Source organism: Staphylococcus simiae (assembly GCF_017357005.1).
GTDB classification, from domain to species: Bacteria; Bacillota; Bacilli; order Staphylococcales; family Staphylococcaceae; genus Staphylococcus; species Staphylococcus simiae_A.
Map to the genome: position 1 here is coordinate 1,134,264 of NZ_CP071589.1, position 14,356 is coordinate 1,148,619.

Below are 14,356 nucleotides of genomic sequence, written 5' to 3' on the forward strand. Positions count from 1 at the left end.
ATATTTCTCTATGACGGGTCCCTTGCCCAACTTGCATTGTCTGAAAAAACTGACTAACCAGTTTTTTTGTGTTGGGTCCCTTCCACCCCGGCAAGACTGACTAGGTTTTTAAAATGGTGATTTATCAACGCTTTGAAAACCAGACAGTTACTGCCAAATGCTTAAATTTAAGTGTAAAATACATTTTGTCCCAGGCTCTATTTTACAATTAATTTATAAATTAAATACACATAAATAAAACGGAAGAAATTCCAATTTAAAATATTAAAACGTTGACAAATACAAAATTAACCGTTTATCATTTATCTTTAGTAATTAGATTAGCAAGGGGGAAATCACTTTGGCAGATAATTTAGTCATTGTTGAATCGCCTGCAAAAGCTAAAACCATTGAAAAATATTTAGGTAAAAAATATAAAGTTATAGCTTCAATGGGACATGTGAGAGACTTACCTAGAAGTCAAATGGGTGTCGACACTGAAGATAACTATGAACCAAAATATATAACAATACGTGGCAAAGGTCCTGTCGTTAAAGAATTAAAGAAACATGCAAAGAAAGCTAAAAAAGTTTTCTTAGCTAGTGACCCCGACCGCGAAGGTGAAGCAATTGCTTGGCATTTATCGAAAATATTAGAATTAGAAGATTCAAAAGAAAATCGTGTAGTATTTAATGAAATAACAAAAGATGCAGTTAAAGAAAGCTTTAAACACCCAAGAGAAATTGAAATGGACTTAGTTGATGCACAACAAGCACGTCGTATTTTAGATAGATTAGTAGGTTACAATATTTCACCAGTACTTTGGAAAAAAGTGAAAAAAGGCTTATCTGCAGGACGTGTTCAATCAGTTGCATTAAGATTGGTTATAGATAGAGAAAATGAAATAAGAAATTTCAAACCAGAAGAATATTGGACAATTGAAGGAGAATTTAGATATAAAAAGTCTAAGTTCACAGCTAAATTTCTTCATTATAAAAATAAACCATTTAAACTAAATACTAAAAAAGATGTTGACAAGATTACAACGGTACTCGATGGAGATCAATTTGAAATCACAAATGTTAATAAAAAAGAAAAAACACGTAATCCTGCCAATCCATTTACAACATCAACATTACAACAAGAAGCAGCGCGTAAATTAAACTTTAAAGCTAGAAAAACGATGATGGTAGCACAACAATTATATGAAGGTATAGACTTAAAAAAACAGGGGACTGTTGGTTTGATTACGTATATGCGTACAGATTCAACTAGAATTTCTGATACCGCAAAAGCTGAAGCAAAGGATTATATCATTGATAAATATGGTAATGAATATGTTTCTAAACGTAAAGCTAGTGGTAAACAAGGTGATCAAGATGCCCACGAAGCAATAAGACCTTCTAGTACATTGCGTACACCTGATGATATGAAATCATTTCTTACTAGAGATCAATATCGTCTGTACAAACTGATTTGGGAAAGATTTGTCGCAAGTCAAATGGCACCAGCTATATTAGATACAGTTGCTCTTGATGTGACACAAGGCGATATTAAGTTCAGAGCAAATGGACAAACAATCAAATTTAAAGGCTTTATGACTTTATATGTGGAAGCTAAAGATGATAAAGATAGCGATAAAGAAAATAAATTACCTAATTTAGAACAAGGTGATCAAGTTACAGCTACAAATATAGAACCGGCACAACACTTTACTCAACCACCTCCACGATATACAGAGGCACGTTTAGTAAAAACATTAGAAGAATTGAAAATTGGTAGACCATCAACTTATGCACCTACAATTGATACGATTCAAAAGAGAAATTATGTCAAATTAGATAATAAACGTTTTGTACCAACAGAACTTGGTGAAATCGTCCATGAACAAGTTAAAGAATATTTTCCAGAAATTATTGATGTAGAGTTTACGGTTAACATGGAAACTTTGCTTGATAAAATTGCTGACGGTGATACAAATTGGCGTAAAGTCATCGGAGGATTTTATAGTAGTTTCAAACAAGATGTTGAACGTGCTGAAGAAGAAATGGAAAAGATTGAAATTAAAGATGAGCCTGCTGGTGAAGATTGTGAAATCTGTGGTTCACCAATGGTAATCAAAATGGGTCGTTATGGTAAATTTATGGCTTGTTCAAATTTCCCGGATTGCCGTAATACTAAAGCGATTGTTAAATCAATCGGAGTAACTTGTCCAAAATGTAAAGAGGGAGAAGTTGTCGAAAGAAAATCTAAAAAGAATCGTATTTTTTATGGTTGTTCTAAATATCCAGAATGTGACTTTATATCATGGGATAAACCAATTGGAAGAGACTGTCCAAAATGTGATCACTATTTAGTTGAAAATAAAAAAGGTAAAACAACACAAGTTGTTTGTTCAAATTGTGATTATAAAGAAGAAGCACAAAAATAATCATTTTATGAGCTTTAAATTTAATAAATCATTAACTAAGAGATTGAAACTGTGTTAAAGTTTCAATCTCTATTATTGTGCGCCCGGCATGGGTAATTACTAGACGGTGAAAGTCCGTTACAGGCTTGGTAGTAGGAACTGTTAGCGAAAGACAAGGGTGTCCATTGTGAAATGGAATCTGAAGGAAGTCGGACGCAAACACTCGCACTGACGAACAGAAATATCATACAAGGCTATGTGGAATGGATGAATCTGCAATACAAGATAAAGTCCGATACTACCCGAGTTCTATATAGTAAATGATGCAGTGGAATGAGTGGAAAGTGGTTACTCTTACCCGGGGAGGTCTCATCAGCGATAAAAAAAATCGTAGTAATAACGAATGATGAGAAGTCAGCAGAGGTCATAGTAGGTAGAAATACTGAAGGACTGAACAATATTCATACAAAGTAAAGAATGGAGGTTAGAGATTTACAACGTACAGAATACAATTAATGATTGGCAACTCATAGAAAGATAAGTAGTGGAACGAAAAAGGATATATGAGTGCGTACAGTAAATCTTAGGTGAAATGAAAGAAATGTATCGTGAGTCTCCATCTATGATGGAGCTTGTTGTAAGAGAGAATAATATACAAAAAGCAATTAAGAAAGTGAAGAAAAACAACGGTGCACCTGGCATCGATGGCATGCGAGTAAGTGAATTAACATCACATTTCGCAAAATACTTTCCACAAATTAAACAAAAACTGCTTGATGGCACGTATAAGCCACAAGCAGTAAGAAAGGTTGAAATACCTAAATCAAATGGGAAAAAGCGCGTGCTTGGAATCCCTGTCGCAAGAGACAGAGTTATCCAACAAGCCATTAAACAAGTCATTGAACCTAGTATCGACCGTACTTTCTCAAAACACAGTCATGGCTTTAGACCGAATCGTAGTACAGGAACTGCACTTAAAGAATGTGCAACATACTATGAAGAAGGTTACTTAGTTGCAGTTGATTGTGATTTAAAACAGTGCTTTGATATGTTGAACCATGATAAATTAATGTATCTATTTGAACGACATGTTCAAGATAAAGCCATTTCTAAATTTATTCGTAGAAGCCTACAGGTTGGTGCAATCGACCTCAATGGTAATTATCGAAGTAGAGAAATAGGTGCACCGCAAGGTGGTGTTATTTCCCCGTTACTTTGTAATATTTATCTTCACGAATTAGATAATGAATTGGAGAAACGTGGTCATCGCTTTGTTCGTTATGCAGATGACTTCGTCATCTTTGTACGTACAAAACGAGCGGGTCAACGTGTCATGGAAAGTGTGACAAAGTTTATCGAAAAAGACCTTAAACTTATTGTAAATAGTGAAAAGAGCAAGGTAGGTTCTATCACACGTTTAAAGTTCTTGAGTTGTCTAATGACCAAAGTAAATGGCACTTATCGTTTCAGACCGACTATGGAAGCAAGAAGAAATTTAAAACGCACCTTAAGACGTCTAACGAAACGAAATAGACCAGGTACCTTTAAAGAGATTATATCAGAAATTAATCAAGTAACACGAGGGTGGATAAATTACTTTGGTAAAGGATTTATTACAGGTTTTGTAACGAAGTTACAATCATGGTTAAACCGACGCATTAGACAACTAATCCTCAAAAGATGGAAAAGAATAAAAACCAAATATAAGATGTTACGTAAGTATGGACTTGACCATAAGAGTGCAATGAAAATTGCCAATTCAAGAAAGAAATACTGGCGCTTATCATCAACGCATGAAGTTCATCGTGCACTTACAACAAAACGTCTCTACAAGTGGGGGTTAGAACCATTAACCCAACTCGCAGAGACGGCTTACGCAAGATATTGAACCGCCGAGTACGGAACCGTACGCTCGGTGGTGTGAGAGGACGGATAATCAAATAATGGTTATCCTCCTACTCGATTTTGGGATTTATGTCCCAGGGTTTTTAAGTTTATTTAAATATATTGCTAATATTTTTAACTTGTTGTTCATCAAGAGGGTGTTTAGATAATTCAATAGCGTCATTAATGATGCTACTTAAAGAAGATTTAGTTGACACAGTATCCACATATTTATCACGTTCTTGTGAACCTTGGATAATATTAACAGTTCCATCGCTAAAATAAATAACACCAGTACTTTGTATTTTGAAGTTTAGTTGTTGTTCTAATTGATCTTTTAATAATTTAGCATTATTAGCGGCTAATTGGTATGGATCATAATCATAGAAATCGTAAACTACTCGGTTGGGTTGTACAGTTTCAGTAAATGTATAAACAGCACTGTTAGGAGAGTTAAATTGATTATGATATGCTTCACTAATATAGTGGCCCGCAATTTTTTCAACATCATTGGAATTTGTATCAGTTGCATGTTCATCTGGAACATCAAAATGGTAAAATGTTTTTTCACCCCAACTTTTCACATCGACATTAATTAAGCCTATATCAGATATGATAATAAAATCAAATGATCTCGCAAAATCGAATAATGTGTGTTTGATAGCAAGGTTACTCGTTTCAACGATTTCGTAATATTTTAATTTACCATCTTCGATATATTGGTCTAAAATATGACGTAAGTCGCGTTTAGCATTTTTATATGCATGATGGCCAACATCTTGGTTTGAACTTAACATTTGATTACGTAATTCTTCATTCTCGTTACTCAAAGTCTTGTTTTTCTTAATTAATTGTTTTCTGGCATATTCTTCTGTTTCAATTTTGCTGTTATTATAACGTTGATTTAAGATAATAATGATTATTAAAGCAACTATGATAACAAGCAGTACGACATATAGCGACATTTGCCTTCACCAGTCCTTTTGTTCGCAGTTTTAAAAAGATAATGAACAATTTTATCGATGTTGTTGATTAAATTATTTTACAAATACCAACAATATCTATTAATCTGATTATGATAATAATTGTTATATTTAAATTATAAACGCATGGTATTTGATGTTCAATGATTATGACGTGAAATCTTCGTGACAGCATATGATTTATTAAATTTTTTGTTTATAATGAAGAAAAAGTGTCACTTTTTGAATTATATTGTTTATTGAAATAGTACTACCTAAAAGGTATAATTAAATTTGTGAAAGCGCTTGCTTAGGAGGTGTTTATAAATGGAAGATAATAGAGCAACAGAACAACTAGTAAACAAATTAATCACAACATCATCGCAATTGTTTATGTTCCATGGTGAAGTAGCGATGCAACTTTTCTTGAATGACGAATTTGAATTGCCTTCTATAGTAGAGATATGTGTGGAACGCAAGCGTTTAAGTGACATCATTAAAGTAATATCCTCAGATTATAAATTAATATACATAGATAAAATGAATCAGCCTATTTCAACAGATGAAATTGCATTATCTAAAATAACTCAAGTAGATGTTGTATTTAATGAAAATGTCATTATGCATATATATATTTATGATGTTATTAAAAATGATTGGATTTTTAGATTAAATTCAGATATTCGTCTACCTAAGAAAACCATTTATTTTCATAGTTTGAAATGGAATATTGATTATTTAAAACCTGAAATAGTATTAATGTATGATTTGATGCAACAACAAAAATATCTTCATTTTTCAAATTATAAGAAAGTTATTGATGCGTTAAGTTATTATCAATTTTTCACTTTGAAATTTGTAGTAGGTGAGCAACGTATTAAAGATGCCATTCAAAAAACATTAAATAACTAATTAAAATGAAAAATATTATTAAAATCCCCTTATAAGGTGTGTATTAATATAATATAACGATGTTATATTAAGTGTTCTCACTTTATAAGGGGATGTTTTTATGAATTCTAAATAAATTTATACAAAGATTTAGAATAGTAGTTATAACTCATTTATGCAGGGTCACATAAATTTTTTAATTCTATACCGTGATAGCAAAATTCATATGTTGATAGCACAGCTTTTTCAGCATCATCAACTGAAATCCCGAACATCATTGATATTTCTGAAGCGCCTTGGTTAATCATTTTTAAGTTGATGCCGGATTCTGCAAGGGCGTGTGTAATTTTATTAGCTGTACCAACAACTTGGTTCATACCTTCACCGACAATCATTAGTATAGCCAAATCATTTTCGATACTTAATTCATCTACATCACATTGTTTTCTAATTTCATTCAATACTTTTCTTTCTTTGTTTTTAATTTGTTTTGAACGCATGACAATACTGATAGAGTCTATCCCTGAAGGCATATGATCGAAAGAAATATTATTGTCTTCTAAGACACCAAGAATTTTCCTAGTGAAACCAACTTGTCTATTCATTAAATACTTTTTAATGTTGATAACTGTGAAATCTTTATCGCAGCTAATACCACTAATGATGTTTTTGGAATTAACTTGTCTATCGTGAACAATATAAGTCCCTTTATCTTGAGGACGATTTGTATTTTTGATTACTACTGGAATGCGATCCTTATATAACGGTTGTAAAGCTTCATCATGAAACACACTAAAACCAGCATATGATAATTCTCGCATTTCTCGATACGTAATTTCATCGATTAATTCTGGATTTTTAATGATATTCGGGTTCGCTTTATAAATTCCAGAGACATCTGTAAAATTTTCATATAGCTTAGCCTTGACACCACTTGAAATAATGGCACCAGTTATATCTGAGCCACCCCTTGGGAAGGTAACAATGTAATCTTTTTCTGAAACACCAAAAAAACCTGGAATAATTAATTTTTCTTTATAGTCTTTTAATGTGCTAATTTTGTCATAAGATGAATTTAAAATTTGAGCTTGCTGTGGAATATCTGTAACGATAATTCCAGCTTCTTTAGGTGATAAATATTTTGTCGGAATACCTTGACTATTATTATATTGTGCAATTAATTGAGCATTAAAATCTTCACCACAAGATAGCAAAGCATCTAATAGTCTTTCAGGTTGCTCTTTTAAAGTAGCAATATATTGTTCTAATGTATTATCGATAATCGATAATAAATCTTTAGACATATGTAGTTCTTTAATAATATCATCGTACCTTTGAATGATTTCTCTTTTCTTATCAATATAATCTAAGTTGTTGATTACCTTTTCATATAGTCTAATTAAGAGATCAGTAGTTTTAACATCGTTATCATATCTTTTTCCGGGTGCTGAAACAATAATAATTTGTCTTTCAGGATCTGAGTTAACGATGTTTAATACCTTTTTAATTTGACTAGCATTAGATACTGAACTTCCGCCAAATTTTGAAACTTTCATAGTGCATGCCAACCTTTCTAAAAAATCAGAAAATTTTATTCAGTTTTGTAAGTAAGAATGATATTATATATTTATATTTTAAATATTGCGAACTTTACAAAAATAAAGAATAATTCTATACTATACTATCATCTAGTATTTTTCAATAATACAATTGTTTTTCTCAAAAGCACAAATGGAGGTACATATTTATGAAACAATTAAATATTGCATTATTAGGATTAGGTACAGTAGGGTCTGGTGTTGTTAAAATCATCGAAGAAAATAGGCAACAAATCCAAGATACTTTAAATAAAGATATTCATATTAAACATATTTTAGTTCGTAATAAATCTAAGAAACGACCGTTAAATATTAGTCAATATCATTTGACTGAAGATGTTAATGATATTTTAAATGATGAGTCAATCGATATTATTGTTGAAGTAATGGGCGGCATAGAACCAACTGTTGATTGGTTGAGAACTGCACTGAAAAATAAAAAGCATGTGATTACTGCTAATAAAGATTTGTTAGCAATTCATTTAAAATTACTGGAAGATTTGGCAGAACAAAATGGCGTTGCCTTGAAATTTGAAGCAAGTGTTGCAGGTGGAATTCCAATTGTAAATGCTATTAACAACGGACTAAATGCCAATAATATTTCAAAATTTATGGGGATTTTGAATGGTACTTCGAATTTCATTTTGTCTAAGATGACTAATGAACAAACGACATTTGAAGATGCTTTGGATGAAGCACAAAGACTTGGTTTTGCAGAAGCTGATCCTACTGATGATGTTGAAGGGGTAGACGCAGCACGTAAAGTAGTGATCACGTCATATTTATCATTTAACCAAGTTATTAAATTGCACGACGTTAAACGAAGAGGGATTAGTCAAGTTGCATTAAAAGATATCAATGCAGCTGATCAATTAGGATATAAGATTAAACTTATTGGTAAAGGTACTTACGAAAACGGAAAAGTTAATGCGTCGGTTGAACCTACACTCATCGATAAGAGACATCAGTTAGCAGCAGTAGAAAATGAATATAATGCCATTTATGTTGTTGGTGATGCAGTAGGCGATACAATGTTTTATGGTAAAGGCGCAGGAAGTTTAGCGACTGGTAGCGCTGTTGTTAGTGATTTACTAAATGTAGCACTTTTCTTTGAATCTAATTTACATACACTACCTCCTCATTTTGAGCTTAAGACTGATGAAACTAGAGAAATGATGGATGCTGATAATGAGGTGAATATAAAAGATAGAAGTAGTTATTATATTGTTATAAATAATGATAATAAGTCAATTGACAAGTTTGAAAAAGAATTAAAATCAATATTGCCATTGCATAAGTCATTATCAACTGTACATTATGATGAAGGGACAGTTGCAACAATTATTGTAGGTTTAGATGAGTCACCTGAACAATTATTACAACAAAATGGTTATGAAATTGAAAAAATTTATCCAGTAGAAGGAGTTTAATACAATATGAAAAGATGGCAAGGATTAGTAGAAGAATTTAAAGAACAATTACCAGTAGATCAAAATACACCTAAACTAACTTTAAATGAAGGTAATACACCATTAATATACTGTCACAATTTATCACAAATGTTAGGTATAGAACTTTATGTTAAATATGAAGGTGCAAATCCAACGGGTTCTTTTAAAGATAGAGGAATGGTAATGGCAGTGACAAAGGCTAAGGAACAAGGTAAAAAGATTGTCATCTGTGCATCAACAGGAAATACGTCAGCATCAGCTGCTGCATATGCTGCGAGAGCTGGTTTGAAAGCGATTGTTGTTATACCAGAAGGAAAAATCGCTTTAGGCAAACTATCTCAAGCTGTAATGTATGGTGCTGAAATTGTCTCAATTGAAGGTAATTTTGATGAAGCATTAGAAATAGTTAAAGAAATCGCTAAGAACGGTGATATTGAATTGGTAAATTCTGTTAATCCATATCGTATTGAAGGGCAAAAAACAAGCTCTTTTGAAATTATAGAACAACTAGATGGACAAGCACCAGATATTTTAGCGATTCCAGTTGGTAACGCAGGTAATATCACTGCATATTGGAAAGGCTTTAAAGAGTATCATGAAGCTAAAAATACGCAGTTACCACAAATGTTTGGGTTCCAAGCAGAAGGTGCTTCACCAATTGTTCAAAATAGAATATTTAAAAATCCAGAAACGATAGCCACAGCTATTAGAATTGGAAATCCTGCAAGTTGGAAGAAAGCTACAACTGCATTAGAAGAGTCTAATGGATTAATTGATAGTGTTACTGATGAAGAAATTTTAGAAGCTTATCAATTAATGACTACTAAAGAGGGCGTGTTTAGTGAGCCAGCAAGTAATGCGTCTATTGCAGGTTTGATCAAATTACATCGTAACGGAAAATTACCTAAAGGTAAGAAAGTAGTGGCAGTATTGACAGGTAATGGCTTAAAAGATCCAGATACTGCTATATCTCTATTGGATAATCCAATCCAAGCTTTACCAAATGATAAAGATAGTATTATTAACTATATTAAAGGAGCATTATAATATGTCTGACATACTAGAGTTAACTATACCAGCATCTACTGCAAATTTAGGTGTTGGTTTTGATTCAATAGGTATGGCTTTAGATAAATTTCTTTTTTTATCCGTACAAAAAAGCAATAGTGCTGACTGGACATATGATTTTTTAGATGAAGCATCAAAAGATTTGCCAGCTGACGAAACCAATTTTATATATCAAGTAGCGCAGCAAGTAGCACAAAAATATAATGTTACTTTACCGGCACTTCATATAACAATGAGAAGTGAGATTCCTTTGGCTAGGGGACTTGGCTCATCCGCTTCGGCATTAGTAGGGGCAATTTATATTGCTAATTATTTTGCTAATATTCAATTATCTAAATATGAAATATTACAGTTAGCGACTGAAATTGAAGGACATCCAGATAATGTAGCTCCAACTATTTATGGGGGATTAATATCAGGATATTATAATGATATAACTAAGAAGACATCAGTCGCACATATCGATATTCCAGATATCGATATAGTGGTAACAACTCCATTTTATGAGTTAAGAACAGTAGAGTCTAGAAAAGCTTTACCCAGTCATTTAAGTCACAATGAAGCGGTTAAAAGCAGTGCTATAAGTAATACTATGATTTGTGCCTTAGCACAACATAACTATGACTTAGCAGGGGAACTAATGCAACAAGATGGCTTTCATGAACCATATAGACAACCATTAATTAAAGAATTTGCAGATATAAAGAAAATTGCACAAGAATTTCAAGCATATGCCACGGTCATAAGTGGAGCAGGGCCATCCGTTTTAACTTTTAGTAGAAAAGAAAAGAGCGGTGCATTAGTTCGACATTTGAATAATAACTTTAGTACTTGTCATTCTGAGTTAGTTGATATTAATAAAACTGGTGTTTTAGAACGAATTATATACGAATAACCTTAATATATTGTAATATAGTATGTAATAGATATAGAGAGGAGCTATAGAATCAATGGCAAATTATAAATTAATTGCATTAGATATGGATGACACGTTATTAACATCTGATAATGTAATCTCACAGTCAACGCTGCAATATTTAAAGGATATTCAAGATCGTGGATATTACGTAGTTTTAGCATCAGGTAGACCCACAGAAGGAATGATACCTGCAGCGAAAGAATTAGCCTTACCTGAACATAATAGTTACATTATTAGTTATAATGGTGGAAGAACAATAAACATGGCTAATGAAAAGGTTGAACATAGTCAAAGTATATCTAAAGAAGATTTTGATGAGATTGTAGATTATTGTCGAGAAAGACAATTCTTCATTTTAACGTATCAAGATGGTCACATTATCTATGAAGGTGAACATGAGTATATGAATATTGAGTCAGAATTAACTGGCTTACCGATGAAAAAAGTACAAGATTTAAAAGAATATATTCGAGGCGAAGTACCAAAAGTAATGGGTGTTGATTATGTTGCAAATATAACAGAGGCTAGAATTGACCTAAATGGTATTTTTAATGACAACGTAGATGCAACGATTAGTAAACCATTCTTTTTAGAATTTATGGCAAGAAACGTATCTAAAGGTAATGCTGTTATCGCGTTATGCGACAAATTAAATATTACAATTGATCAAGTTATAGCATTTGGTGATAGCATGAATGATAAATCTTTATTTGACGTGGCTGGTTTAGCAGTTGCAATGGGTAACGCTGCAGATGAGTTGAAAAAATACGCTGATAAAGAAACACTTGATAACGATTCAGACGGAATCCCTGTTGCTTTGAAAGAGATTTTAGCAATTAAATAATATTTTTACATTAAAAAAGAACGCTTCAAAGATTTTTCGAAGCGTTCTTTTTTGCGACAGTATTATTTAGATGGTTAATTTCGTTACTACTTAATAGTAAAAGCTATTTTGCAGTTTGTGTCCACTCATGTTTCCCTCTGAAACGCTTGACATGTGCATAGATTTGATCAGCTGCATAGTCTAAATTAGTATAGACAGTAATGCTAAAAGCTGATTGTTCTTGTTCAAATTCTTCTTCTTGAAATACTTCTTTAAGATGAGTGAAAAGGTTTGTCATTTGTTCATGATTTAACCCTGGATACTCCCTTAACGTTCTTTTTAATAATTGGCCTTGTTTTTCTTCTAATGCTTGAACTACAATGACAAATCTTTCTTCTTGTTTGATGACATCATCAAATAAATTTGTTTGCCCAATCATTGTTTTCACCCCTGAAACCATTTTCTTACTTTTATTATACACAATATACAAAATAACTAAAATAAAGAATATTATAAATCAAAACAAAATAATTAATTCTTTTGATGTAAATCCATTTTAAATTATGCCAATAAAAAACCCTAAAAAAGGTTCTCTATTTCCTACGATTAGTCAAGTACTTATAAATAAAAAAAGAATAATTATGTATCAGTCCAATTTGGGAGAGAACCTAAAAAACTGGCAAAGATGGACTTTACCAGTGTTGTTTCGTTATTTTTGATTGTCATAATCATGAGGTGTTAAATCAATCGTCTCTAATTTCACAAATTTTGTCTTATGAATGAGTTTATGCACAAAATAGATAATTGCTAATATTATAAGTGGTATGAAGTTTCTAAATACGCTTATCCAATCACCATGGAGCATACTTTCAAAAGAACTACCCACTAATAAGAATATTAACGTTACAATTACTATAATTGGACCTAATGGATAAAATGGTGCTTTATATGGTAAAACATCATTTGGATTTTGACCTTGTTTTTTAATTGCTTGACGTAAACGAATTTGTGACCAAATACTTGAACCCCATACAACTATAACCATTGATCCAATAATATTTAGAAGATTGAAAACAGCATTAGCATTAAAGTTTGCGTATATAATAACTAATACAATAACGATGTAAGTTGTTAAAATTGCTCTTAAAGGCAACTTAGTCGTTTTGTTTAATTTACTTAAAAATTTTGGTGCTTTTTTATCATCACTTAATGAGAATAACATTCTACTAGTTGTATATATTCCTGAATTTGCAGCAGAGAGTAAGGAAGTTAAGATAACAGCATTGATAACTGATGCTGCAAAGGCAATACCAACTCTATCAAAGACAATTGTAAATGGACTTTGACTAACTGATTCGTTCTTATTTAATAATAACGGGTCTGTATATGGAATAATAGCAGCTATAACAGCAATTGATAGGACGTAAAATAATAATATTCTCCAAAATACAGATTTAATTGCTCTAGGCATAGATTTTTTAGGGTCATTCGATTCACCAGCTGTAACAGCCACAACTTCAGTTCCTCCTACAGAGAAACCAGCGACTAATAACACTCCTAAGAAACCTGATACACCACCAACAAATGGTGCTTCACCGTGTGTATAATTTTCGAAACCATATGTATGGCCTCCTAAAATACCAAATATCATTAAAATACCTAAAACAATAAAGGCAATAATAGTGATAACTTTAATTAATGATAACCAAAATTCTGTTTCGCCAAATGATTTAACAGAGAAAATATTTAATAAAAGTAATAAAGTAATAAATATTAAACTCCATGTAATGGGATTGAAAAACTTAAAAGCATCCCAAAAATATAATACATTTGATGCAACAATAACATCTACACTTGTTACGAGCGTCCACAATGCCCAATAAAGCCAACCCATAGTAAAGCCTAGTGAAGAATCAACAAATCTTGTTGAATATGAGCTGAATGATCCTGATACTGGATAAAATGTTGCTAATTCACCAATAGATGACATTAAAAAATATAGCATGATTCCTATAATAAGGTAGGCTAATATTGCACCACCAGGTCCAGCTTGTGAAATTATATTACCTGTAGCCACAAATAGACCAGTTCCAATTGCGCCACCAATAGCTATCATTGAAATATGTCTAGAGTTAAGACTACGATTCATTTTATTATCTTCCATATCTTCTCTCCCATCAATTTTTAAATATACCAACTATTTTAATCTTTTTAGATACACTATTCAATGATTTTTTAACACTTTAAAGTGAAAATGTTTAAATTTTCTGATTTTTGACATTTTTTTAATGATGTTTAGTTGTTATTAAAAAGGGGATAAATTATAATAGATATTACATTGTAATAATTATAAAATAGCGGAGGTAATTAC

The 14,356-nt window shown here is 31.9% G+C and carries 11 protein-coding genes; 7 read left to right on the forward strand and 4 right to left on the reverse strand.

Features of this window, described 5'->3' with window-relative positions; all coding sequences use genetic code 11:
• Positions 1-334: 334 nt before the first annotated feature.
• Both topA and ltrA read left to right on the forward strand, forming a co-directional pair.
• On the forward strand, positions 335-2,410 hold the full coding sequence (gene topA / locus J3R86_RS05145; protein WP_207518518.1) for a type I DNA topoisomerase: 2,076 nt from the start codon (positions 335-337) through the stop codon (positions 2,408-2,410).
• 580 nt (positions 2,411-2,990) lie between these two features.
• Positions 2,991-4,277: a group II intron reverse transcriptase/maturase gene (gene ltrA / locus J3R86_RS05150; RefSeq protein WP_207518488.1), complete on the forward strand. Its 1,287-nt coding sequence runs from the start codon at positions 2,991-2,993 to the stop codon at positions 4,275-4,277.
• Positions 4,278-4,383: 106 nt separating this feature from the next.
• On the opposite strand, the gene J3R86_RS05155 is transcribed toward ltrA, so the two are convergent.
• Positions 4,384-5,238, reverse strand: coding sequence for a hypothetical protein (locus tag J3R86_RS05155; RefSeq protein WP_207518349.1), 855 nt, complete (start codon positions 5,236-5,238; stop codon positions 4,384-4,386).
• 324 nt (positions 5,239-5,562) lie between these two features.
• Between J3R86_RS05155 and J3R86_RS05160 the strand changes: the two genes are divergently transcribed.
• Positions 5,563-6,147: a hypothetical protein gene (locus tag J3R86_RS05160; RefSeq protein WP_207518350.1), complete on the forward strand. Its 585-nt coding sequence runs from the start codon at positions 5,563-5,565 to the stop codon at positions 6,145-6,147.
• A gap of 152 nt (positions 6,148-6,299) precedes the next feature.
• On the opposite strand, the gene J3R86_RS05165 is transcribed toward J3R86_RS05160, so the two are convergent.
• A complete protein-coding gene (locus tag J3R86_RS05165) occupies positions 6,300-7,682 on the reverse strand; it encodes an aspartate kinase (RefSeq protein ID WP_207518351.1) in 1,383 nt (460 codons plus the stop codon).
• A gap of 191 nt (positions 7,683-7,873) precedes the next feature.
• On the opposite strand from J3R86_RS05165, the gene J3R86_RS05170 reads away from it, so the two are divergent.
• Genes J3R86_RS05170 through J3R86_RS05185 form a run of 4 tightly spaced genes read left to right on the forward strand, consistent with a single transcriptional unit; the run spans position 7,874 to position 12,006 of the window.
• Positions 7,874-9,154 (forward strand): homoserine dehydrogenase, encoded by a 1,281-nt coding sequence (locus J3R86_RS05170; protein WP_207518353.1) that lies wholly within the window; start codon positions 7,874-7,876, stop codon positions 9,152-9,154.
• A gap of 6 nt (positions 9,155-9,160) precedes the next feature.
• The gene (gene thrC, locus J3R86_RS05175; RefSeq protein ID WP_207518354.1) at positions 9,161-10,222 is read left to right on the forward strand and encodes a threonine synthase; all 1,062 of its coding nucleotides are present in this window, start codon (positions 9,161-9,163) and stop codon (positions 10,220-10,222) included.
• A gap of 1 nt (position 10,223) precedes the next feature.
• A complete protein-coding gene (thrB, locus tag J3R86_RS05180; RefSeq protein WP_207518356.1) occupies positions 10,224-11,138 on the forward strand; it encodes a homoserine kinase in 915 nt (304 codons plus the stop codon).
• A gap of 55 nt (positions 11,139-11,193) precedes the next feature.
• Positions 11,194-12,006 (forward strand): Cof-type HAD-IIB family hydrolase, encoded by an 813-nt coding sequence (locus tag J3R86_RS05185; RefSeq protein ID WP_207518357.1) that lies wholly within the window; start codon positions 11,194-11,196, stop codon positions 12,004-12,006.
• A 103-nt stretch (positions 12,007-12,109) separates the two neighbouring features.
• Here J3R86_RS05185 and J3R86_RS05190 read toward each other — a convergent pair whose 3' ends face one another.
• Both J3R86_RS05190 and J3R86_RS05195 read right to left on the reverse strand, forming a co-directional pair.
• Positions 12,110-12,424 carry a hypothetical protein gene (locus J3R86_RS05190; RefSeq protein WP_207518359.1) on the reverse strand — a complete coding sequence of 105 codons (315 nt, stop codon included), beginning with the start codon at positions 12,422-12,424 and terminating at the stop codon, positions 12,110-12,112.
• Between the two features lie 270 nt (positions 12,425-12,694).
• Positions 12,695-14,149: an amino acid permease gene (locus tag J3R86_RS05195; protein WP_207518360.1), complete on the reverse strand. Its 1,455-nt coding sequence runs from the start codon at positions 14,147-14,149 to the stop codon at positions 12,695-12,697.
• Between the last annotated feature and the right edge of the window lie 207 nt (positions 14,150-14,356).

Bases quoted from the DNA above. Each gene is read 5' to 3' on its own strand.
- ltrA (WP_207518488.1), top strand. From the start codon at position 2,991: ATGTATCGTGAGTCTCCATCTATGATGGAGCTTGTTGTAAGAGAGAAT.
- J3R86_RS05155 (WP_207518349.1), bottom strand. From the start codon at position 5,238: ATGTCGCTATATGTCGTACTGCTTGTTATCATAGTTGCTTTAATAATC.
- J3R86_RS05160 (WP_207518350.1), top strand. From the start codon at position 5,563: ATGGAAGATAATAGAGCAACAGAACAACTAGTAAACAAATTAATCACA.
- J3R86_RS05165 (WP_207518351.1), bottom strand. From the start codon at position 7,682: ATGAAAGTTTCAAAATTTGGCGGAAGTTCAGTATCTAATGCTAGTCAA.
- J3R86_RS05170 (WP_207518353.1), top strand. From the start codon at position 7,874: ATGAAACAATTAAATATTGCATTATTAGGATTAGGTACAGTAGGGTCT.
- thrC (WP_207518354.1), top strand. From the start codon at position 9,161: ATGAAAAGATGGCAAGGATTAGTAGAAGAATTTAAAGAACAATTACCA.
- thrB (WP_207518356.1), top strand. From the start codon at position 10,224: ATGTCTGACATACTAGAGTTAACTATACCAGCATCTACTGCAAATTTA.
- J3R86_RS05185 (WP_207518357.1), top strand. From the start codon at position 11,194: ATGGCAAATTATAAATTAATTGCATTAGATATGGATGACACGTTATTA.
- J3R86_RS05190 (WP_207518359.1), bottom strand. From the start codon at position 12,424: ATGATTGGGCAAACAAATTTATTTGATGATGTCATCAAACAAGAAGAA.
- J3R86_RS05195 (WP_207518360.1), bottom strand. From the start codon at position 14,149: ATGGAAGATAATAAAATGAATCGTAGTCTTAACTCTAGACATATTTCA.